Raw genomic sequence first — 22,427 nt, 5'->3', positions numbered from 1 at the left:
CGGACCGGCATGCTGCCGCGTTGTCCGGCCGAGGAAGGCAGCCGCTCCAGGACGGCCCATGGGGCCTTGCGCGCCCGCGGTGTTCCGCACGCGGTGAGGCGGCCACGATCGTCGCGACAGGATTCGCGAAGAGTTCACCCGCGGGACCCGGGTCCGCGTGCGGACACTCGCATCGGACGCGTTCGACCCGGCCGGCCTCTCGTCGAGCCGGCGGATGAGAGGCTCGGTCCATGCATCGATACGGATTTCTGCGGATCCACACGGGCCCGGCGTGAAGCCCGACCTCGTCGTCTGTGGCCTCGGCCCGGCCGGTCGCGCCCTCGCCCACCGCGGCGCGGCGCGCGGGCTCACGGTCACCGTGGTGGACCCCGCACCGGGGCGCAGGTGGACGGCCACCTACGCGGCGTGGGCCGACGAACTGCCCGATTGGCTGACGCCGGAGGCCGTCGCGGCGACGGTACCGCGCCCGACGGCCTGGGGAACGCGCGCTCACCGAGTGGACCGCCCTTACGTCGTGCTGGATACCGGGCGGCTGCAGACCGCGCTGGACCTGTCCGGTGCGCACGTCGTCTCGGATCGTGCGGTCGATATTGCTCCCGAGCGTGTGACCTTGGCGTCCGGCGCGACGATCACCGGAGGCCGGGTCGTCGACGCACGCGGGCTCAGCCGTTCCCCCACACGGGCCGAGCAGACCGCCTACGGCGTGATCGTGGACGCGCAACGATGCGAAGGATTGGATCCCTTGTTCATGGATTGGCGTCCCGACAACGGCGCCGCAGCCCACGCACCGCGCTCGTTCCTCTACGCGGTCCCGCTGGACGACGAGCGGATGCTGTTGGAGGAGACCTGCCTGGCCGGTCGCCCCGCCCTGACCGGCGCCCAACTGCGCACCCGCCTGCACCACCGGCTCCGTGCCAGGGGCATCCGGCTCACCGGCGCCGAACCCGTGGAGCACGTCCGGTTCCCCGTGCAAGGAGGACGTCCGGGGCCGCACAGGTTCGGCGCGGCGGGCGGATTCCTGCATCCGGCCACCGGCTACAGCGTCGGCGCCGTGCTGGCCTGCGCGGATGCGGTGGCGGCGGGTGCGGACGTGTGGCCGCCCGGCGCACGCGTCGTCTACCAGCTGCGCACCGCCGGGCTGCGGGCACTGCTGGCTTTACCGCCCGGTGACATCCCGCTGTTCTTCGACACGTTCTTCACGCTGCCCCCGGCCACGCAGCGCGCCTATCTGTCGGGCCGCACCGACCTCGGCGGCACGGTCGCGGCGATGAGTTCCCTGTTCCGGGCGCTGCCGGGGCGGCTGCGCCTGCGTGTCGCGGCCGCGACACTCGGGATGCCGGTTGGGTCGCGAGGTCGATGGGCTTCGGCCATGATGGATGCATGAGATCGATCTGGAAGGGCTCGATCGCATTCGGGCTGGTGAACGTCCCGGTGAAGGTGTACACCGCCACCGAGGACCACGACATCCGGTTCCATCAGGTGCACGCCAAGGATGGAGGCCGGATCAAATACGAGCGTGTCTGCACCGTGTGCGGTCAATCCGTCCAGTACACCGACATCGATAAGGCCTACGAGTCCCCGGACGGGGACAAGGTCGTCCTGAGCGACGAGGACTTCGCGAAACTGCCCGTCGCGGAGAAACACGAGATCCCGGTTCTGCAGTTCGTGCCGTCCGAGCAGATCGACCCCGTCCTGTTCGAGAAGAGCTACTACCTGGAACCGGATTCCAGCACGCCGAAGGCATACGTCCTGCTCGCTCGGACGCTGGAGGAGATCGAGCGCACCGCCCTGGTGTATTTCACACTGCGCCAGAAGACCAGGCTGGCCGCGCTGCGCGTGCGCGACGGCATCCTGGTGCTGCAGACACTGTTGTGGCCGGACGAGGTCCGCTCCGTCGAATTCGAGTCCCTGGACGGTGTCGCCGAGCCCCGGCCGCAGGAGATCAAGATGGCCGAGACGCTGGTCGAGGCGATGTCCGACGACTTCGATCCGGACCAGTTCACCGACGAGTACCAGATCGAGCTCAAACGCCTGCTCGACGAGGCGATCGCCAGCGGGACCGGCAAGGTGCCCGAGCAACCGGAGCTCGTCCCGAGCGGGATGGACGCCGAGGTGGTCGACCTGGTCGCCGCGCTGCAACGCAGTCTGGAAGCCAGTGGTCGCCGGACGGCGGGCGGTGACGGCGGCGAGGAGCCGAAGAAGGCGGCGAAGAAGGCCACGGCCAAGAGCGGCGCGGGCAAGAGCGCAGCGTCGAAGAGCACCGCATCCAAGAGCACCGCGACGAAGGGCACGGCGTCCAAGAGCACCGCCGCCAAGAGTGCGGCAAAGAAGGCGCCCGCCAAGAAAGCCGCCAAGAAGGCTCCGGCCCGCAAGGGAGCCTGAGCGCTCGTCGGCGCGGGCGACCTACGGCGGCCGCCAGTCTCGGTCAGCCCTCTGCCGCACGGTCGCGGCCGGGTGATCTGCTCACCCCGGCCCGGCGGGAATTCCCTCGCTGGCGCCGAAGCTCGCTTCCTCGTGGCTGACGAGTCCGAGCAGGGCCAGCGGCCGGGGCGTCACCGCGATGGTCAGGTAGGAAACCGTTATCGCCCAACGGTTGACGGCTCTGGGCACCGCGAACGTGTGATAGGCGCGAGTCACCGCTTTGGCGGGGAGACCGGAGAGGTGGACGCCCATCGGGTTCGCGACCGCGAATCCAGGCCCCAGGTCCACGACCAGGCCCAGGTCGCGGTGCTTGTACCGAGTGGCCGTGCCTATGCCCAGGCTGGCGGCGACGTTCCTGGCGAGTGTCTTGCCCTGCCGCGTGGCGTGCTGGGCGGTGGGCGGGGTGATCCGGCCCTGCTTGGTGAGGTCGGGCACGGCTGCCGCGTCGCCGCCCGCGAAGACGTCGGGATGGCCGGGGACGCCCAGCGTCGCGTCGACCACCAGGCGCCCCTTCTCGAGTGGCAGGCCGAGCGTGCTCAGCATCGGCGCACCGGTCACGCCCGTCACCCAGGCGACCGTGTGGGTCGGGACGACCGTGCCGTCGGTGAGCGCGACCGAGTCCGCGCCGAGTTCGCTCAGTGAGGTCTCCAGCCGGATCTCGATGCCGCGTTGCCGCAGCACCTTCAGCACCTTGTCGCTGAGGCGCTCGCCGACCTCGGGCATCACCCTCGCAGCGGTGTCGAGCAGGAGGAAACGCACCTCGGAGGGGTCGAACCCGCGGCGCGCGGCGTAGGCGTCGGCGAGTGCGCGCAACTGCGCGACGAGTTCGGTACCAGCGTAGGAGGCCCCCACGACGACCACGGTGCGCCGAGCACGCCGTACCTCGGCGTCGTCTTCCTGGTCGGCCAGTTCGAGTTGGCGCAGCAGTTGCTCGCGCAGGTACAGCGCCTCGGCGACGGTCTTGAGCCCGCGGGCGTGCTGCGCCAAGCCCGGTATGTCGAACAGGCGGGTGACCGACCCGGGGGTGAGTACCAGCCGATCCCACGACAACTGCCGTGGGGGGTGATGCTCGCTGGTCACCGTGATCGTCTTGTTCCGCAGATCGACCGACTCGGCGGTGGCCACCACCAACCGGACTCGCGGCAGCGAATCGGCCAGCGAAATGGCGACGAACCGAGGGTCGATCAGTCCGCCCGCCACATCGGGCAGCAGCGGGGTATAGAGCATGTAGTCGTTGGGCGTGACGAGTACGACCTCGACGTCCCGGTTCGCCCGGGCCACGATCCGGCAAAGCTTCTGGGCGCAGGTGAATCCGGCGAATCCGCTCCCGACGATCACGACCCGCTGCGGGCCGGTAGTGTCCCCATCCGGCACGAAAACCTCCTCGGCGTCAGCTCTCCGACGCCATTCCCGCCCTGGCGCATTCGAAACCGCTCTCCCGGCCTCCTCGGCTCGATGGCGCTGCCGCGGTGGGCGACCCGCTCATCTTCCGGGCCGCCACACCGAATCGGGTTCTCGCGCAAGCGCGACCGATTCGGGATTGCGGCACGAAGGCGTTCACTCCTCGCGCGGCTCGTCCGGATCGGTCAGCTCCGGGGCGATCTCCCTGGTCGCCATCCCGCCTTCGCGGCCCTGATCCTTCGGTCCCGGCCTGCCACCCTTCGGCTCGCCGGCGTCGTTCTCGTCGGTGTCGTGCTTGTCGGTGTCGTTCTCCCGTGCCATCGCGTGCCCCTTTCGTCGTCGATTCGGCCTACCCGAGCCAGGCCATCTCAATCCGGGCACGAATCACATACTTCACCCGAACGCGGGCGCTTTCTGTCGCGCGGGCGACGCCAGCCGGGGCCGGTAGGCGAGACAGGCGGCCGATGCTCCGTCCGCTGCCAGGAAGATGACGGTGCGCGCGGTGTCGAGCAGGCCCGTGTCCAGTGCGTTCAGGTAGGCGTGCACCGGGGCCGCGGTGTAGGGAGCTTCGAGCGAGGGGTCGAAGCCGACGACCGACTGCGGCGGTATGGCCAGGGCATCCGCCAAGCCGGCCCGGAAGCGGGCATCCGGGATCGGAGCCAGCAGCACCGCCTGCCCCTCGGCGAAGTCGCCGCCGTCGAGTCCTTCCTCGTCCAGGCAGGAGCGCGCGGTCGCGGTCGCCAGATCCACCGGGTCATCCGCACCGGCACGAACACATATGGCGCTACGGCCGTCGGCGCCGGCATCGCCCAAGGCCACCCAGGCGATCGGGTCGACGGGACCGGTGGTCTCGCAGGTGTGCAGCCGGCCGAATCCGCCCGCGGCATCCGAACTCCCGAGCAGCAGCGCGGCGCCACCAGCGCTGTAGGGGAAACCGGCGACCTCACGCCGGGTCGAGGGGTGGGTATCGCCCGCGACGAGCAACGCATACCTCACGGTCCCGGTGGCGAGGAACGCTTCGGCGGTCACGATGGCATGCAGCAGACCGGTAGCGCCATGCATGAGGTCGAAGGAGAAAGCGGGGACACGCCCCGTCTCGTAGGCCAGTCCCAGGCCGATCCGCTTCTGGATGAGCGCCGACACCGCGGGCTCGGAGATGTTGCTGTCCCGGAAGACACCCGCGTTGACCAGCATGCCGATCTCGTCGAGGCCGACATCCGAGCGCTCCACGCAGGCGAGTGCCGCGCGGGCGGCCAATTCGAAGTAGCTGCCGGTGTCGAGGTCGCGGTTCGTCGCGGCCGAGACGATCGTCGTCGCCATGCTCATGCCTCCAGACGCGAGATGGTCGCGGCCAGATACCCGGAGACGATTCCCGACGCCGCCGGGATCATGAGGATTTTCGACCCTTTGGGGATCCTGCGTTGCGCGAGATATTCGTGCAAGACCAGGAAATGCGAGGTCGAGGCCGTATTGCCGTAATCCTGCAACACATTGAGAGCCTGCGGCATCGGCGTGCCGAAATGCCGTTCGGTCAGGTCCGAGATGTATTCGATGGCAGGGGCGCTGAACTGGTGGTGGATCCAGTAGTCGTACTTCTCGCTCTCCCACCTGCGACCGGTTTCGGCGAAGAAGTCGGCTATGCGGTTGATCGCCTGCTGGTACCGGGCCTCGTTCTGCATGGCGCGGTTGTCGGTGTACATCGCGATCCCGCCGGTGCGGTCACTGGGCATGCCGAGGCAGTGCTCGGCGCCGTCGGCTGTGGTCATGAGTTCGACGTAGTGGATTTCGTCGTTGTCGTCACCGCGCCCGTCGAGCACGACCGCGACCGCCGCGTCCCCGACGGTCAACGCCGCGAATTGCGGGTCGTAGGGCTGGCTGATCTCGCGCACCGCCGTCTCGGCGATCGGGGTGATCTGCTCCCCGCTGACCACCAGGCCATTGCGCACCACCCCGGCCTTGATCATGCGGTCGAGCACCATCACTCCGGTGAGCATTCCGGCGCAGGCGTTGGAGACGTCGAAGTGCCGTGCCGCGTCCGCGCCGATCGCCCGGCCCAGCATCGATGCGAAAGACGGTGCGTAGCAGAAGATTCCCGCGCCACGGGTGCGAGTGATGGAGGCCGAGATGACGACGTCCAGCTCGTCGGCCCGGTAGTCGGAGTACAGCAGACAGTCCTCGATCGCGTGCAACGCCAGCTCGAAGGACGATTCGTACCCGTCCGGATCGGAGTTGTAGACACGCCGATTCCTGATGCCGGTGATGCGCTCCAGATCCAACGACCTCGGCACAGCCAGCTCGGCGATCAGATCCTCGGTAGAGCGGACGGTCGTAGGTGTGTACGAGCCGATCGACTCGAAACGAGTACGAAGCATAACCCCTGCTTTCTGCTTCAGTCGGCGACAAAGGTCCGGTGATGCTCTGGCGACAACGTTGTCGGGAGTCGCTGGTCCGCCACGTCTACTCGGTCAGTCCGACCAAGGCCGCGCTGATATCGCACAGCTGCTGAGCGACCGCGTCGTCCTGGGCCAGACGCGACGGAGCCTTGACGCGGTTCTTCTGGAAGTAGCAGCCGCTGACCGCGGCGACTTCGGGATCGGTGGCCAGGTACGTGAGGGCTCGTCCGCCCTCCGCGGCGGACACCATGAACAGTCGCTTGGCGAGCGCGACCAACGGTTGGCCGAACCACGGCATCGAATCCCAGATCCCGGTCGCCACCGCACCGGGGTGAAAGGCGTTGACCGTCACTCCGGTCCCTTCGAGACGCCGCGCCAGTGCCCGTGTGTAGAGGACGTTCGCCAGTTTGGAGCGGCTGTACGCCTTCTCCCCCGAGTATCCGTGCCGGAAGCCCAGATCCGTGAAATCCATGGTGGCGCCGAACTGCATGACCGAGGAGGTGAACACGATGCGTGACGGGGCGCTGCTCACCATCAGCTCGGTGAGCAGTTCGGTGAGCAAGAAACCACCGAGGAAGTTGACCGCGAACGTGGCCTCGACGCCGTCCTCGGTTTCGATCCGAGTGTTGTGGTAGGCGCCCGCGTTGTTGGCCAGCACATCCAAGTGGTCGTATGCGGCCAGAACCTCCTTGGCCAGCTGCCGGACAGACGACTGGGAGGCGAAATCGCACTCCAGCGTCTCGACGCCCGCCGCCCCCGCGGACCGCACCAGCTCCGCCGCGGCGGAAAGCTTCTGCGGATTCCGCCCGACCAAGACGAGCCGATTCCCCTCAGCTGCCAGCTGCTGGGCCGATTCGAGACCGATACCCGATGTCGCCCCCGTGATCAGGATTGTCTGCACAGCGGAACACCCTGCCACAGAAGTTTCCTCGAAGATTGCTGACACGAGCCACCCGCACCGATATTTTCATCGATCAGGCATGAATCGCGGTCCAGTCAGCATGAACCGCGGCGATCCCGAGTCAGGGCTCGAGCATCGATTGAGGTGAATCGCCCCTGACAGCGACGACGGTTTCGACCATGGTGCGCGAAATTCCCGCGCCTACTGTACGAGTGTCTATTTGCCGAGGATGCGCGGCTCGGAAATCATTGCGGCGCCGCGCTGTCCGGCGCGGCACGGTCGGCGGCCAGCTGTGACCGCGCCTCGATCAGGCGGTCGCCGTGCAGGCGGTCAGGCGGATGGTCGCGGCGCGCGGTATGGCGCTGCCGAGATCCGGGAAGGCGGGAGCGCTGAGACCGAGGGTGCCGATGGCCTTCTGCTCGGCTTCGGCGCGCGTGGGCGCCCACGCCCATCCGTGCTTGCCGTCCGCGCCGCGGGCCACCGACCCGCAGGCGTTCCAGAACTGCACGACGGCCCGGCAGTCGGTGACGCCGCACTCGGCACGGGCCGCGGTCTCGGCTGCGGCGGCGCTTGCGAAATTGACCGCCGACGCGACGGCGCCGGTACTGGACGAAAGCGCAAGCGCGCCATAGTAGACCCCGGCCGCACGCGCTTCACTCGCGGAATTGCCGACCACGGCGCAGGTGGCGGCGGACACCACCGCCAGACCGAGAACAGCCTTGCGCGGCACCGCCATGTCATCCTCCACGTCTGGCGAACGAGTTCAGGACTCGGATCATCGTGCAGCGCAGCCGTGTTGTCCAACGAGTGCCTTCCCAGCCGGTGCGGCAGCGAGTAGGCGGGTCGCGCCAGTACTCCCGGTCCGGTGGGGACCCGTGGTTTCCTCGGCGATGACCTGCGGGCCGCAGGCAAGCGAGCAGCGCCAAACCAGACACCAGCGCGGGCCTCACCCGTGACTTCGGTGACTTCGCAAGACGCCGACCTCGCGGCCTGTATCCCCGGCCCCGGACGAAGCTCGGGAATCCCACCGCACTGCACTGGTCACCCGGCGTTGTCGTACGGGGGACGAGCGGTCGCCATGCAGGCGGTCAGTCGGGTCGGCGGCGGTACCCCAGCCGGTTACACCGTGAACCCGAGGGCGCGCAACTGCTCGCGGCCGTCCTCGGTGATCTTGTCCGGACCCCACGGCGGCATCCAGACCCAGTTGATCTTCAGATCCTCCACCAGGCCGCTGCGCACCAGCGCGTTGCGGGACTGGTCTTCGATGACGTCGGTCAGCGGGCAGGCCGCGGAGGTCAGGGTCATGTCGAGGATCGCGATGTTGTCCTCCTCGACGCGCAGCCCGTAGACCAGGCCGAGGTCGACGACGTTGATGCCCAGTTCCGGGTCGACGACGTCGCGCATCGCCTCTTCGATGTCCTCGAGCAGTTTGATGTCCTCCGAAGACAATCCAGCCAACTCAGCCAACTCAGCCGACTCGGACGATTCAGCCGACTCGGACGTCTGCGACACCTCCGACAGCTCGGCGGCAGGCGCGGCCTGCTCCGTCTGCTCGGTCGTGTCGACGGCCGGTGTGTCACTCATGACGCTTTCCCGTTTCCCTCGGAGTGTGCAGTTCCTTCGGCGGCCCCGGTGGGCTGATCAGGGCTGATTCGCAGGACGGCGTCCTTGAACGCCATCCACCCGAGCAGCGCGCACTTCACCCGCGCGGGGTACTTCGACACGCCCGCGAGGGCGATGCCGTCGCCGATCACGTCCTCGTCGCCCTCGATGGTGCCCCGGCTGGAGATCATCTCACTGTAGGAGTCGACCACCTTCAGCGCCTGCTGCACCGGCAGCCCGATGACCTGATCGGTGAGGATCGAGGTCGCGGCCTGGCTGATCGAGCAGCCCTGACCGTCGTAGGAGACGTCGGCGATGTCGCCGTTCGCGTCCAGCTGCACGCGCAGGGTCACCTCGTCGCCGCAGGTCGGGTTCACGTGGTGCACCTCGGCCCCGAACGGCTCGCGCAGCCCGCGGTGATGCGGGTGCTTGTAATGGTCCAGGATCACTTCCTGGTACATCTGCTCCATGCGCATGTCTTGTGCAACCCCACTGTGTCTAATCGTCGGCGTTCGCTGCGCTCACACCGAAGAACGCTTGAGCCTTCCGCACCGCGGCGACCAGCGCGTCGACCTCGGCGAGGGTGTTGTAGACCGCGAACGAGGCGCGAGCGGTGGCGGCGACGCCGAAACGGCGGTGCAGCGGCCACGCGCAGTGGTGGCCCACCCGGATGGCCACGCCCTCGTCGTCCAGGATCTGACCGACGTCGTGGGCGTGGATGCCGTCGACCACGAACGACACAGCGCCGCCGCGGTCGAGGTTCTCGGTGGGGCCGATGACGCGCACGCCATCGATCCCGGCCAGCCCTTCCAGCGTCGCGCCGACCAGCGCGTGCTCGTGCGCCGCGACCGCGTCCATGCCGATTTCTTCGAGATACCGCACGGCCGCGCCCAATCCGACCACCTGCGAGGTCATCGGCACACCGGCCTCGAACCGCTGCGGCGGCGGCGCGTAGGTGCTGTGGTCCATGAAGACCGTCTCGATCATGGACCCGCCCGTGATGAACGGCGGGATCTCCTCCAGCAGCGCTCGGCGGCCGTAGAGCACGCCGACGCCGGAGGGACCGAGCATCTTGTGGCCGGAGAACGCGGCGAAATCCACGCCGAGGTCACGGAAGTCCACCGGCATGTGCGGCACCGACTGGCAGGCGTCGAGCACCACCAGCGCGCCCACCGCCTTCGCCCGGCGCACCAATTCGGCGACCGGGGCGACGGCGCCGGTGACATTGGACTGATGGGAGAACGCGACCACCTTGGTGGCGGGCGACAGTTCCAGCGAGTCCAGGTCGATCCGGCCGTCCTCGGTCACGCCGTACCACTTCAGGACGGCGCCGGTGCGGCGGGCCAGTTCCTGCCAAGGCACCAGGTTGGCGTGGTGTTCCAGCTCGGTGATGACGATCTCGTCGCCCGGACCCACGTGGTAGGGGAACCTGTCGTCGGCGAACGCGTAGGTCACCAGGTTCAGTGACTCGGTGGCGTTCTTGGTGAACACGATCTCGCCCGCGTCGACGCCGACGAACCGCGCGATGTCGGCCCGCGCGCCCTCGTAGGCGTCGGTCGCCTCCTCGGCCAGCTGGTGCGCACCGCGGTGCACCGCCGAGTTGCTGGTGATCAAGAAGTCACGTTCGGCCTCGAGCACCGTGATCGGCCGCTGCGCGGTCGCGCCGGAGTCCAGATACACCAACGGTTTCCCGTCCCGGACCGTGCGGTTCAGGATCGGGAAGTCGGCCCGGATACGGGCGACGTCGAGGGTGCGGACCGTAGCGGTCATGTCAGGCTCCAGCAGTGGCGTTAGCGGTGAAGCGGACGTAGCCGTTGGCGTCGAGTTCCTCCGCGAGTTCGGCGCCGCCCTCGGCGACGATGCGGCCGCCGACGAAGACGTGCACGAACTCCGGCTGGATGTACCGCAGGATGCGGGTGTAGTGCGTGATCAGCAGAACGCCACCGTTCTCGCGCTCCTTGTAGCGGTTGACGCCCTCGGAGACGATCCGCAGCGCGTCGACGTCCAGGCCGGAGTCGGTCTCGTCCAGGATGGCGATCTTCGGCTTGAGCAGGCCCAGCTGGAGGATCTCGTGGCGCTTCTTCTCACCGCCGGAGAATCCCTCGTTCACGCTGCGCTCGGCGAAGGCGGCGTCGATCTCCAGTTCGCTCATCGACTCCTTCACCTCCTTGACCCAGTGCCGCAGCTTCGGGGCCTCGCCGCGCACGGCGGTGGCGGCGGTGCGCAGGAAGTTCGACATCGAGACGCCGGGAACCTCGACCGGGTACTGCATGGCGAGGAACAGGCCGGCACGCGCGCGCTCGTCCACCGACATCGCCAGCACGTCCTCGCCGTCGAGGGTGATCGAGCCGGAGGTCACCGTGTACTTCGGATGGCCCGCGATCGCGTAGGACAGCGTGGACTTGCCGGAGCCGTTGGGGCCCATGATGGCGTGCGTCTCACCGGATCTCACCGTGAGGTTCACGCCCTTGAGGATCTTGATGGGCTCGCCGGACTCGTCGGGGTTGGCGACCTCGACGTGCAGGTCCTTGATTTCCAGGGTGGTCATCGAATTCGAATTCCTTTGCCAGGTATGGGGTCGTTGATCAGGCGCCGATGGCGGCGAGTTCGGCCTCGATGGCCGCCTCCAGCCGCTCCCGGAACTCGGGCACCGCGATCTTCTGGATGATCTCGTGGAAGAACCCGCGCACCACCAGGCGGCGGGCGGCGTCCTCCGGGATGCCGCGGGCGCGCAGATAGAACAGCTGCTCGTCGTCGAACCTGCCGGTCGCGGACGCGTGTCCGGCGCCGACGATCTCGCCGGTCTCGATCTCCAGGTTCGGCACCGAGTCCGCGCGGGCGCCGTCGGTGAGTACCAGGTTGCGGTTGACCTCGAAGGTGTCGGTGCCCTCGGCGGCGGCGCGGATGAGCACGTCGCCGACCCACACGGTGCGGGCGTCGCCCTTCGGCGAGTGCGGATCCCCTTGCAGCGCACCCTTGTACAACACGTTCGACTTGCAGTTCGGGACGGCGTGATCGACCAGCAGGCGCTGCTCGAAATGCTGGCCCGCGTCGGCGAAGTAGAGGCCGAGCAGTTCGGCGTCGCCGCCGGGGCCTTCGTAGCGGACGTTGCCGGTCAGGCGCACCAGGTCGCCGCCGAGGGTGACCGAGATGTGCCGCAGCGTGGCGTCGCGACCGAGCTTGGCGTGGTGGGCGGTGGCGTGGACGGCGTCATCGGCCCAGTCCTGCACGGCGACGACGGTCAGCTTGGACGAATCGCCGAGCACGAATTCCACGTTCTCCGCGTAGGTTCCGCTGCCGCGCTGGTCGATGACCACGGTCACCTTGGCGAAGCGGTCCAGCCGGATCTGGAGGTGGCCGTAGGCGGTCTTGCCTTCGCCGGGCCCGGTGATGGTGATGGTGACCGGCTCGGAGACCTCGACCTCCTGGCCGACCGACACGACGGTGGCCTGCTCGAAGCCGGAGTAGGCCTGCGCCGCGACGCGATCGGACGGCACGCCGCCCGCGCCGAGCCTGCTGTCGGCACGGTCGACGGTCTCGACCGTCACGCCCTCGGCCGCGGCGACCTCGACGACCGCGTGGCCGTCCCGGACCGCGGTGCCGTCGTGCAGGCCGCGCAGGCGGCGCAGCGGTGTGAACCGCCACGCCTCGTCCTTCCCCGACGGCACCTCGAAGGCGTCGACGTCGAAGGAGGTGAACACCTCACCCTTGTTGACCGCGGGGGTACGGGCCTCGGCCGCTTCGGCAACGTTCTCCACTGCCATCAGCCGACGGCTCCTTCCATCTGCAGTTCGATCAGGCGGTTCAGCTCGAGCGCGTATTCCATCGGCAGTTCCTTGGCGATCGGCTCGACGAAGCCGCGCACCACCATCGCCATCGCCTCGTCCTCGGTGAGGCCGCGGCTCATCAGGTAGAACAGCTGGTCCTCGGAGACCTTCGAGACGGTCGCCTCGTGACCCATGGTCACGTCGTCCTCGCGGATGTCGACGTAGGGGTAGGTGTCGGAGCGGCTGATCGTGTCGACCAGCAGCGCGTCGCACTTCACCGTCGACTTCGAGCCGTGCGCGCCCTTGTTCACCTGCACCAGGCCGCGGTAGGAGGCCCGGCCGCCGCCGCGCGCCACCGACTTCGACACGATGGTCGAGGACGTGTGCGGCGCCAGGTGCAGCATCTTCGCACCGGTGTCCTGGTGCTGGCCCTCGCCGGCGAAGGCCACCGAGAGCACCTCGCCCTTGGCGTACTCGCCGGTCATCCAGACCGCCGGGTACTTCATGGTGACCTTGGAACCGATGTTGCCGTCGATCCACTCCATGGTCGCGCCCGCCTCGGCCTTGGCCCGCTTGGTGACCAGGTTGTAGACGTTGTTCGACCAGTTCTGGATGGTGGTGTAGCGGCAGCGGCCGCCCTTCTTCACGATGATCTCCACCACCGCGGAGTGCAGCGAGTCCGACTTGTAGATCGGCGCGGTGCAGCCCTCGACGTAGTGCACGTACGCGCCCTCGTCCACGATGATCAGCGTGCGCTCGAACTGGCCCATGTTCTCGGTGTTGATCCGGAAGTACGCCTGCAGCGGGATGTCGACGTGCACGCCCGGCGGCACGTAGATGAACGAGCCACCCGACCACACGGAGGTGTTCAGCGCGGAGAACTTGTTGTCACCAGCGGGGATGACCGTGCCGAAGTACTGCCGGAAGATCTCCGGGTGCTCCTTCAACGCCGTATCGGTGTCGAGGAAGATGACACCCTGCTGCTCCAGATCCTCACGGATCTGGTGGTAGACGACCTCGGACTCGTACTGCGCGGCGACACCGGAGACCAGCCGCTGCTTCTCCGCCTCGGGGATGCCCAGCTTGTCGTAGGTGTTCTTGATGTCCTCGGGCAGCTCGTCCCAGGACGCGGCCTGCTTCTCGGTCGAGCGCACGAAGTACTTGATGTTGTCGAAGTCGATGCCGTCGAGATTGGAGCCCCACAGCGGCATCGGCTTGCGGTCGAAGATGCGCAGGGCCTTGAGCCGCTGTTCGAGCATCCATTCCGGCTCGCTCTTCTTCGCCGAGATGTCGCGGACAACCGCCTCGGACAGACCTCGTTGCGCACTGGCGCCGGCCACATCCGAATCGGCCCAGCCGTAACCGTATTTGCCCAGCGAAGCAATGGCCTCTTCCTGGGTGAGCGGTTGCACCTGGTCGGTGGTCGTCGTCATTCGGCACTCCTTCCGGAGTCGTTCGTTCGTACCGCTGCGGGCTGTGCAGCGGTTGGTGCTGACGTTTCGGTCCGGTCGGCCGACAGGACGAGCAGCGGCACGTGCGTGGTGCACGCGCAGTCGCCGTTGGCGATCGTGGCCAGCCGCTGCACGTGCGTGCCGAGCAGTTCCCGGAACGCCTCGAGTTCGGCCGCGCACAGTTGCGGGAACTCTTCGGCGACGTGCGCCACCGGGCAGTGATGCTGGCAGATCTGCACGCCCGCGCCCACCTTGCGGGTGGTGGCGGCGAATCCGGCGTCGGTGAACGCCTCGGCGATCTCCTCGGCTTTGGCCTCGGTCTGATCCGGGGTGTGCTGAGCGACCGGTTCGATCCCGGCCACGATAGTGCGTGCCCGTTTGCGAGCGAACTCGGTGAGGGCCTGTTCGCCGCCGATCTCCCCCAGCTGCCGCATGGCGGCTCCGGCCAGATCGTCGTACGCGTGGCCGAGCTGGCCTCGCCCGGCAGCGGTGAGCTGGTACTGCTTCGCCGGGCGGCCGCGGCCTTTCTGCTGCCAGGGCGCCGATCGGCCCGCGCGCGCCTGACCGGAGTCGATCAGGGCGTCCAAATGCCTGCGCACGCCCGCCGGGGCCAAGCCCAGCTTGTTCCCGATGGCGGTAGCGGTGATCGGCCCTTCTTCCAGCAGCAACTGCACGATGGCCGCTCGGGTATGCCCTTCACCGCCGACCGTCGCGGGCGCAGCAACCGACCCGGCGCCGACCTTGCGACCAGCTCCTGCGTCGTCCCTCCGCAAACCCACGGTTTTCACAACATCAGTGTGGCGGAATTCGTTCCTAAAATCTAATAAGGGTGCCCTGAGTCAGCGGGCTGTTCGGCCGGCGGGCGATCCGGCGTGCCGGAGCCGACCGGTTCCACTCTTCGGACAGGTGTCCACCCTCGCATGCCGGTAATCGGAGCGGAACTTTTCCGGCTGACCTGCGCAGAAGGAACGGGGGCCAGCACCGGTCGGCGCACGTGAGCGAGACACGGAGCGTGCGGCGCCTCGCATCCGGCGCGATCGCCGGGACTCCCACCTGCCGCGGCGATTCCGCGAAGTGCCGTTCGTCACAGCCCTGCTCATCGCACGGCGACGAGCTTCATCGGCGTCTCCAGCAGCGCGTCCACCGCCTCGTCCCAGGCGACTGTGGCCGTGGTGACCAGCGACGGATCGAAACGACCGGCCGCGACGAGATCGAGGATCTCGGGGATGACCGGACGGACGTGCGCGCGGCCGGTGTGAAAGGTGCAGCACCGGGAGTACATGTCGAAGATCGGCAGGGCGACGTCCCGCAACTGGACGCTGACGCTCGTGCACCAGCCGTCGTATGCGGTCGCGCCGATCGCCGCGCGCAGCGCCTTCGCCCCGCCCGCCGCCTCCACGGTGACGGGGAACCGGCCGACCCGCGCGTCCTGCAGCCCTTCGATCGCCTCCGCACCGAGCGACTTCGCGATCTCCAACCGCTCGGCGGAGTCGTCGAGATACACCACGCGAGCGGATCCGAGGGCGACCGCGAGTCCGGCCGCGTAGAGGCCGATCGAGGGCGCGGCCGGGCCGCCGATCACCAGCACTTCCGCGCCGGGATCGTCGGCCAGTCGCGGCCCCACGGCACGGTAGGAGTCCGGGATGTTGTCGCTCGCGCTGGCCACCACGACCGGGTCGACGCCGGACGGCAGCCGGACGAGCATGGCGTCGGCGTGCGGCACGAGTGCCAGATCGGCCCACAGGCCGCCCCAGTCCAGCCCACCCAAGGTGCCGAGCCCGAAGGTGGACAGCGGCGGATGGCTCGCGCAGTTGCCGGTCCTGCCCCGCGCGCAGGGGCGGCAGGCGCCGCACGAGATCTGGAACGGCACCACGACCAGATCGCCCACGGCGACGCCGCGGACCTGCGGGCCGATCGCGACCACCTCCGCGACGCCCTCGTGCCCGAACGGGTACGGCCCCGGCAGCGGGAACGCACCGCGCAGCACGGCCGGGTCGATGTCGCAGGTAGCCAGCGCGACCGGCCGTACCAGCGCCTGGCCGGGGTCGCTCAGGACGGGTTCGGGGTGTTCTTCCCAGCGCATCGCACCGGGACCGGAGAGCATCAGACGCTTCATCGTCCGAGTGTCGCTAGAACGTTCTTTCTAGTCAAAGCCTTCACCCGGAACCGCCCTGCTCGGCAGGTAGTTCCGGTGGTTTTCCGGCCGCGGCCGCTGCACCGGGCTCGGCCGTCGGCGCCGATCCGCCCGGCCCGGACGGCGCGCCTCCGATCCCCGCCGCCGCGAAGGTCGACCGGATGAGCCGCTCCATCGACTTGGCCACCGTGCGCAGCGGCGCGTCCGTCTGCCGGATCCGTGCCAGGATCGTGGCGCCCTCGTAGGCGGCGACCACGGTGGTGGCCAGCTCGGCCGCGTCCGCTCCGCCGAGGCCGAGCTCGGCGAGCAGCCCCGCGAACGCCTGCTCCATCGTGTCGAATGCGTGCACGCAGGCCGAGCGCACCGCCTCGACGTCACTGCCGCCGTCCAGCGCGGGCGTCCCGATCGGGCACCCGTCGGTCCAGTCCGAGTCCGCGAGCTTGGCGACCATGAACTCGAACAGCGTGCCCATGGTGGCGAACACGTCGGTCGGCCCCTGCCGGATCATCCGGCCGGTCAGCACTCCGGTCCCGGTGATCGCCGCGACCGCGATCTCCTCCTTGCCGCCGGGGAAGTGGTGGTAGATCGAGCCGTACGGCAGTTCGGCCGCCTCGCTCAACGCCTTCAGACCGAACCCGTGATATCCGTGCCGCGCGAGCAGCCCGCACGCGGCGACCTCGATCCGCCGCCTGGACTCCGAAACCATCCGTCGATTGTGCCCCGCGGGCGGGCCGGGTCCGGCCGGAACGAGCGGGGTCCGTGCGCGGTGCGGCGCCGCCGCTGGAACTAGGCTTCGTTGCGTGGCGGTACTGGAGGGCGCGCGGCGCAGGACACTGGCGTTCGGGCGCCGGGCACTCGGACTCGACGTGCCCGCGGCCGATCACACGATCGCGGTGCTGCACCGGGACGAGTCGGAGGTGCCCGGTCTCGACCGCAAGGAACTCGCGCAGCTCGACCGGATCCGCCTGATGGGCGCGACCGGCACGGTGCTGATGGCGATCAGCGCGCTCGGCATCGGCGCGCAGCCGGTGCACCAGAATCCGACCTCGGGTGTCCGCGTGCTCGGCATCTTCGCCCGCGCCCACACCGGCTCGCTGGCCATGTGCATGACCGGCACAGTCGTCGTCGTGCTGGCCTGGCTGTTGCTGGGCCGGTTCGCGGTCGGCGGCATCGGCGGCTCCCCCATCCACCGGCTGACTCGCTCGCAGCTGGACCGCACGCTGCTGCTGTGGCTCATCCCGCTCAGTGTGGCGCCGCCGCTGTTCAGCAACGACGTCTATTCCTATCTGGCGCAGAGCGAGATCGCCGCGCGCGGCATCGATCCCTACGAGGAAGGCCCGGTCGCGGGACTCGGGATCGACAACGTTCTCACCAACAACGTTCCGACCATCTGGCGCGACACCCCCGCGCCCTACGGTCCGCTGTTCCTCTGGGTCGGCCGCGGTATCGCCGAACTCACCGGCGACAACATCATCGCGGGGGTCTGGGTGCACCGTCTGCTCGCGCTCGGCGGCGTCGCGCTGATCGTGTGGGCGCTGCCGCGGCTCTCGGTGCGCTGCGGCGTCGCGCCGGTGAGCGCGCTGTGGCTCGGCGCGGCCAACCCGCTGGTGCTGTTCCATCTGGTCGGCGGCGTGCACAACGACGCGCTGATGCTCGGCCTGATGCTGGCCGGCCTGGAGTTCTGCCTGCGTGCCATCGAGGACACCCACCCGTTCGACGGCCGCGCCTATGCGTGGCTGATCAGCGGGGCGATCATCATCACCCTGTCGTCGACGATCAAGTTCACCTCGATCATCGTGCTCGGGTTCGTCGGCATGGCCCTGGCTCGGCGCTGGGGCGCCTCGCTGCGCACGGTCGCCGTCGCGGCCGCCATGCTCGGCGCCATCGCCATCGGTACAACGCTTTTCATCAGTTCGGTGAGCGGTCTCGGCTTCGGGTGGATCTACACGCTGAACACCGCGAGCGTCGTCCGCAGCTGGATGTCGCTGCCGACGGTGCTCGGCATCATCACCGGGTTCGGCGGTGTGCTGCTCGGGCTCGGCGATCACACCACCGCGCTGCTGAGCATCACCCGGCCGATCGCCGCGGTGGTCGCGGGGTTCTTCACCGTGCGCATGCTGGTCGCCACCGGCACCGGGCGACTGCACCCGGTCGGCGCGCTCGGCGTGGCGCTCGGCGCGATCGTGCTGCTGTTCCCCGTGGTTCAGCCCTGGTATCTGCTGTGGGCGATCGTGCCGATGGCGGCGTGGGCGACCCGGCCGGTGTTCCGCGTTCCGGCGGTGGCGTTCTCGGCGATCGTGAGCGTCATCCTGATGCCGCGCGGCGCCGACCTGGAGGTGTTCCAGATCGTGGGCGCCGCGATCGCCACCGTGATCGTCGGAGTGCTGTTCATCGCGCTCACCCGCAACTCGCTGCCGTGGCGGGGGCAGACGGGGGTGTCGGCTCCGTCACAGGTGCCCACCTCTTACGGTGTGACATCGTGACCGAGCGTGGCGAGGGAGCCATCTACACAGCACCACCGGGTGCGACGCAGCCGAGCGCGGACGAGGCGGAGTCGTGACCACAGCTTCCGGACCGGCGGTCAGCGTGGACGGCGTCGTCAAGCGGTACGGCTCCACCACAGCCGTCGACGGCCTGACGTTCGAGGTCGAATCGGCGCAGGTGCTGGCGCTGCTCGGCCCGAACGGCGCGGGCAAGACCACGACCGTGGAGATGTGCGAAGGCTTCGCCACCCCGGATGCGGGCACGGTGCGCGTACTCGGCCTGGACCCCATCTCCGATTCCGAACGGCTGCGTCCCCGCATCGGGGTCATGCTCCAAGGCGGCGGCGCTTATCCCGGTGCGCGAGCGGGTGAAATGCTCGACTTGGTGGCCGCCTACGCGGCGGATCCACTCGACCCCGACTGGCTGCTGCGCACCCTCGGCCTCCAAGACAACCGCCGTACGCCCTACCGCCGCCTCTCCGGCGGGCAGCAGCAGCGGCTCGCCCTCGCCTGCGCGCTGGTGGGCAGGCCGGAGATCGTGTTCCTGGACGAACCCACCGCGGGCTTGGACGCCCAGGCCCGGCTGATCGTCTGGGAACTGATCGATGCCCTGCGCCGCGACGGGGTGACCGTCGTGCTGACCACGCACATGATGGACGAGGCCGAGCAGCTGGCCGACCAGCTGGTGATCATCGACCACGGTCGCATCGTCGCCTCGGGCACGCCGGCCGAGGTCACCGCGCACGGGGCGGCCGGGCAGCTGCGGTTCTGCGCGCCGCCCAAACTGGACCTGGAGCTGCTGGCGAACGCCCTGCCGGAAGGGTTCGCGCCCCGGGAGACCGCCCCGGGCACCTACCTGGTGGAGGGTGAGATCAATCCGCAGGTGCTCGCGACCGTCACCGCGTGGTGCGCGCGAATGAACGTGCTGGCCACCGACATCCGGATCGACCAGCGCCGGCTGGAAGACGTCTTCTTGGAACTGACCGGACGGGACCTGCGCGGATGAGCGAGCACGACCGGAACGCCAACCGTTTCGCGCCGGGCACCTTCGCCCCCGGGCCGCGCCCGAGCAGCCGCGCGGCGATGCTGTTCGCGCAGACCCGGCTCGAGCTGATCCTGTTGCTGCGCAACGGCGAACAACTCCTGCTGACCATGTTCATCCCGATCACCCTGCTGGTGGGACTGAGCCTGCTGCCGTTCGGCGACCTCGGCTCGCACCGGGTGGACAAGATCGTGCCCGCGGTGATGATGGTGGCCGTCATGTCCACCGCGTTCACCGGTCAGGCCATCGCGGTCGGCTTCGACCGGCGCTACGGCGCGCTCAAGCGGCTGGGCGCGACGGCGCTGCCGCGGTGGGGCGTCATCGCGGGCAAGAGCGCGGCCGTGCTCATCGTGGTCGTGCTGCAAGCGGTGTTGCTCGGCGTGATCGGCTTCGCGCTCGGCTGGCGGCCCGAACCCGCCGGGCTACTGCTGGGAGCGGCGGTGATCGCGCTCGGCACCGCGACCTTCGCGGCGATGGGCCTGCTGCTGGGCGGCACCCTCAAGGCCGAGGTGGTGCTCGCGCTGGCGAACATCCTGTGGTTCGTCATGCTCGGCGTCGCCAGCATCGTGTTCGCGGCCGACGACCTGCCCGCCGTGGTGAGCGTGCTCGCCCGGCTGGTGCCTTCGGGCGCGCTGGCCGAAGCCCTGGAGAACGCGATGCACACCGGCGTCGACTGGCTGGGGCTGGCTGTGCTGGCGGTGTGGGGCCTCGTGGCGGGCGTGGCGGCCACCCGGCTGTTCCGCTTCCACTGAGGCTCAACGACAAAAGGTAGTAGACCGGGTGCTGCCCCCGGATCCGGCGGGGCTACCATGTGCGACGTGCTGTATCGCGCGTTCCTGCGACTCGTCGACAAGCTGCCGCTGCCCTCGTTGCGGGCGCAGCTCCTGACCGCACTGGCGGTCATCCTGACGCAGGCGGGTATCTCGGTCACCGGCGCCGTCGTGCGGGTCACGGCGTCCGGTCTGGGCTGCCCGACCTGGCCGCAATGCTTCCCGGGTAGCTTCACGCCGGTCGCGGTGTCGGAGGTCCCGGCCATCCATCAGGCGGTCGAGTTCTCCAACCGGCTGCTGACCTTCGTGGTGTCGCTGTTCGCCGGGCTGATCGTCCTCGCGGTCACCCGGGCGCGCCGCCGCCGTGAGGTGCTGGTGTACGCGTGGCTGATGCCCGGCGGCACGGTCGTGCAGGCGATCATCGGCGGCATCACGGTGCGCACCGGACTGCTGTGGTGGACCGTCGCGACCCACCTGCTCGCGTCCATGGTCATGGTGTGGCTCGCGGTGGTGCTGTACGCGAAGATCGGCGAACCCGACGACGGCGTCGACACCGTGCGGGCGCCCGCGCCGCTGCGCTGGCTCACCGTGCTCGCCGGGGTCGCGCTCGCCGCGGTGCTGATCGCGGGAACTCTGGTGACCGCGGCCGGTCCGCACGCGGGCGACAAGAGCATCGAGCGACAGGTGGAGCGCTTGCAGGTCGAGATCGTCACCTTGGTGCATCTGCACTCCCAACTGCTGGTCGGGTATCTCGCGCTGCTGGTCGGGCTCGCCTTCGGCCTGTTCGCGGTGGGCATCACGCCCGCCGTGCGCACCCGCCTGTTCGTGCTGCTCGGCGTGGTCTGCTCGCAGGCGCTGGTCGGAGTCGTGCAGTACTTCACCGACGTCCCCGCGGCGCTGGTCGTGGTGCACGTGGGCGGGGCCGCGGCGTGCACCGCCGCCACCGCCGCACTGTGGGCTTCGTTGCACACCCGGGAGCGGGTGGCCGTCCCGAAGGCGGACGCCGCGACGCAGGCCGCCTGAGCGAGCGCTACCGCCGCACTCGGCGGTAGCGTTGTCGATCGTGTCCAGGCCTGACCCGCAATCCGATGCACCGCAGCCTTTTCCCGAGATAGAGCCGTATTCCCGCGGACTGCTGGACGTCGGGAACGGCCAGCGGATCTACTGGGAGACCAGCGGTAACCCGGACGGCAAACCGGCGTTGGTGGTGCACGGCGGTCCCGGCGGCGGCGGAGGGCGCGGATCGCGCAAGACGTTCGACCCGGCGTTATACCGAATCGTCCTGTTCGATCAACGTGGCTGTGGGGAAAGCCTGCCGCACGCCTCCGACCCCGCGGTCGATCTGACACACAACACCACCCAGCACCTGATCGCCGACATGGAACGGCTGCGTGAACACCTCGGTATCGAACGCTGGCTGCTCTACGGCGGCTCCTGGGGCGCGACGCTGATCCTCGCCTACGCGCAGCGCCACCCCTTGCGGGTCAGCGAGATCGTACTGGTCGGGGTCACCATGACCCGGCAGGAGGAAATCGACTGGCTCTACCGCGACCTCGCCCGGCTGCTGCCCGAACAGTGGGAGACCTTCCGCACGGGCGTTCCGCTCGCCGACCGTCACGGCGACCTCGTCGACGCCTATCGCCGACTGATGGAAAGCCCCGACGCCCCGACCCGCGAGGCGGCCGCGCTGCGGTGGTGCGCCTGGGAGGACGCGGTGATCGCGCACGAGAATCTGGGCAGCCCAGGCCAGTACAGCGCCAAGCCGGACGCCGCGCGACTGGCGTTCGTCCGGATCTGCACGCATTACTTCGCCAACGCGGCCTGGCTGGAGGACGGGCAATTGCTGGGCGACGTGCACCGGCTGACGGGCATTCCGGGCGTGCTGATCCACGGCAGGCTCGACCTGAGCGCCCCGCTGTACACCGCCTGGCAGCTGGCCCGAGCATGGCCCGAATCCGAACTGCAGGTCATCGATGATTCGGGGCACACCGGCAGCTCGGCCATGGGTGCCGCCGTCCTGCGCGCGATCGCCCGGTTCGCCACATAGGCGCGCAAGCGGCCG

Annotated in this window: 22 protein-coding genes; 7 read left to right on the top strand and 15 right to left on the bottom strand. The window is 69.0% G+C overall.

What is annotated here, in order from left to right; genetic code table 11:
• Positions 1 to 214 precede the first annotated feature (214 nt).
• Positions 215 to 1,384, top strand: coding sequence for a lycopene cyclase (locus K8O92_20730; protein ID UAK30350.1), 1,170 nt, complete (start codon positions 215 to 217; stop codon positions 1,382 to 1,384).
• Complete coding sequence (locus tag K8O92_20725; protein UAK30349.1) at positions 1,381 to 2,382, top strand: Ku protein; 1,002 nt, start codon at positions 1,381 to 1,383, stop codon at positions 2,380 to 2,382. The genes K8O92_20730 and K8O92_20725 overlap by 4 nt, the downstream gene beginning before the upstream one ends.
• A gap of 81 nt (positions 2,383 to 2,463) precedes the next feature.
• Here K8O92_20725 and K8O92_20720 read toward each other — a convergent pair whose 3' ends face one another.
• The 15 genes from K8O92_20720 to K8O92_20650 all read right to left on the bottom strand — a co-directional run bounded on the left by K8O92_20720 (position 2,464) and on the right by K8O92_20650 (position 16,776).
• A complete protein-coding gene (locus K8O92_20720) occupies positions 2,464 to 3,759 on the bottom strand; it encodes an FAD-dependent oxidoreductase (GenBank protein ID UAK35845.1) in 1,296 nt (431 codons plus the stop codon).
• Positions 3,760 to 3,978: 219 nt separating this feature from the next.
• Entirely contained in the window at positions 3,979 to 4,143 is a 165-nt protein-coding gene (locus K8O92_20715) for a hypothetical protein (GenBank protein ID UAK30348.1), read from the bottom strand.
• A 72-nt stretch (positions 4,144 to 4,215) separates the two neighbouring features.
• Positions 4,216 to 5,142 (bottom strand): hypothetical protein, encoded by a 927-nt coding sequence (locus K8O92_20710; protein ID UAK30347.1) that lies wholly within the window; start codon positions 5,140 to 5,142, stop codon positions 4,216 to 4,218.
• A 2-nt stretch (positions 5,143 to 5,144) separates the two neighbouring features.
• The gene (locus tag K8O92_20705; protein UAK30346.1) at positions 5,145 to 6,194 is read right to left on the bottom strand and encodes a 3-oxoacyl-ACP synthase; all 1,050 of its coding nucleotides are present in this window, start codon (positions 6,192 to 6,194) and stop codon (positions 5,145 to 5,147) included.
• Between the two features lie 85 nt (positions 6,195 to 6,279).
• A complete protein-coding gene (locus K8O92_20700) occupies positions 6,280 to 7,116 on the bottom strand; it encodes an SDR family oxidoreductase (protein ID UAK30345.1) in 837 nt (278 codons plus the stop codon).
• 307 nt (positions 7,117 to 7,423) lie between these two features.
• Positions 7,424 to 7,852: a DUF4189 domain-containing protein gene (locus tag K8O92_20695; GenBank protein UAK30344.1), complete on the bottom strand. Its 429-nt coding sequence runs from the start codon at positions 7,850 to 7,852 to the stop codon at positions 7,424 to 7,426.
• Between the two features lie 383 nt (positions 7,853 to 8,235).
• Positions 8,236 to 8,583 carry a metal-sulfur cluster assembly factor gene (locus K8O92_20690; GenBank protein ID UAK35844.1) on the bottom strand — a complete coding sequence of 116 codons (348 nt, stop codon included), beginning with the start codon at positions 8,581 to 8,583 and terminating at the stop codon, positions 8,236 to 8,238.
• Between the two features lie 113 nt (positions 8,584 to 8,696).
• Entirely contained in the window at positions 8,697 to 9,194 is a 498-nt protein-coding gene (locus K8O92_20685) for an SUF system NifU family Fe-S cluster assembly protein (GenBank protein ID UAK30343.1), read from the bottom strand.
• A gap of 22 nt (positions 9,195 to 9,216) precedes the next feature.
• Positions 9,217 to 10,488 (bottom strand): cysteine desulfurase, encoded by a 1,272-nt coding sequence (locus K8O92_20680; GenBank protein ID UAK30342.1) that lies wholly within the window; start codon positions 10,486 to 10,488, stop codon positions 9,217 to 9,219.
• A 1-nt stretch (position 10,489) separates the two neighbouring features.
• Complete coding sequence (sufC, locus tag K8O92_20675) at positions 10,490 to 11,266, bottom strand: Fe-S cluster assembly ATPase SufC (GenBank protein UAK30341.1); 777 nt, start codon at positions 11,264 to 11,266, stop codon at positions 10,490 to 10,492.
• Positions 11,267 to 11,303: 37 nt separating this feature from the next.
• Positions 11,304 to 12,482 (bottom strand): Fe-S cluster assembly protein SufD, encoded by a 1,179-nt coding sequence (gene sufD / locus K8O92_20670; protein ID UAK30340.1) that lies wholly within the window; start codon positions 12,480 to 12,482, stop codon positions 11,304 to 11,306.
• Entirely contained in the window at positions 12,482 to 13,918 is a 1,437-nt protein-coding gene (sufB, locus tag K8O92_20665) for a Fe-S cluster assembly protein SufB (GenBank protein UAK30339.1), read from the bottom strand. The genes sufD and sufB overlap by 1 nt, the downstream gene beginning before the upstream one ends.
• Positions 13,915 to 14,724 (bottom strand): transcriptional regulator, encoded by an 810-nt coding sequence (locus K8O92_20660; protein UAK30338.1) that lies wholly within the window; start codon positions 14,722 to 14,724, stop codon positions 13,915 to 13,917. Before K8O92_20660 ends, sufB begins: the two co-directional genes overlap by 4 nt.
• Before the next feature lie 308 nt (positions 14,725 to 15,032).
• Entirely contained in the window at positions 15,033 to 16,052 is a 1,020-nt protein-coding gene (locus K8O92_20655) for an alcohol dehydrogenase catalytic domain-containing protein (protein ID UAK30337.1), read from the bottom strand.
• Between the two features lie 40 nt (positions 16,053 to 16,092).
• Positions 16,093 to 16,776 (bottom strand): TetR/AcrR family transcriptional regulator, encoded by a 684-nt coding sequence (locus K8O92_20650; protein UAK30336.1) that lies wholly within the window; start codon positions 16,774 to 16,776, stop codon positions 16,093 to 16,095.
• A 94-nt stretch (positions 16,777 to 16,870) separates the two neighbouring features.
• Here K8O92_20650 and mptB point away from each other — a divergent pair, with 94 nt between their 5' ends.
• The 5 genes from mptB to pip all read left to right on the top strand — a co-directional run bounded on the left by mptB (position 16,871) and on the right by pip (position 22,412).
• Entirely contained in the window at positions 16,871 to 18,553 is a 1,683-nt protein-coding gene (gene mptB / locus K8O92_20645) for a polyprenol phosphomannose-dependent alpha 1,6 mannosyltransferase MptB (protein UAK30335.1), read from the top strand.
• A gap of 73 nt (positions 18,554 to 18,626) precedes the next feature.
• On the top strand, positions 18,627 to 19,559 hold the full coding sequence (locus K8O92_20640) for an ABC transporter ATP-binding protein (protein UAK30334.1): 933 nt from the start codon (positions 18,627 to 18,629) through the stop codon (positions 19,557 to 19,559).
• Positions 19,556 to 20,347, top strand: a complete 792-nt coding sequence (locus K8O92_20635) for an ABC transporter permease (GenBank protein UAK30333.1) — start codon at positions 19,556 to 19,558, stop codon at positions 20,345 to 20,347. Before K8O92_20640 ends, K8O92_20635 begins: the two co-directional genes overlap by 4 nt.
• 66 nt (positions 20,348 to 20,413) lie before the next feature.
• The gene (locus tag K8O92_20630) at positions 20,414 to 21,388 is read left to right on the top strand and encodes a heme A synthase (GenBank protein UAK30332.1); all 975 of its coding nucleotides are present in this window, start codon (positions 20,414 to 20,416) and stop codon (positions 21,386 to 21,388) included.
• Between the two features lie 40 nt (positions 21,389 to 21,428).
• Positions 21,429 to 22,412 (top strand): prolyl aminopeptidase, encoded by a 984-nt coding sequence (gene pip / locus K8O92_20625; protein ID UAK30331.1) that lies wholly within the window; start codon positions 21,429 to 21,431, stop codon positions 22,410 to 22,412.
• The last annotated feature ends 15 nt before the right edge of the window (positions 22,413 to 22,427 follow it).

This window comes from Nocardia asteroides, assembly GCA_019930625.1.
Classification (GTDB): Bacteria; Actinomycetota; Actinomycetes; order Mycobacteriales; family Mycobacteriaceae; genus Nocardia; species Nocardia sputi.
The sequence above is the reverse complement of the archived record's forward strand: the minus strand, read 5'-3'. Positions and strand labels throughout refer to the sequence as shown.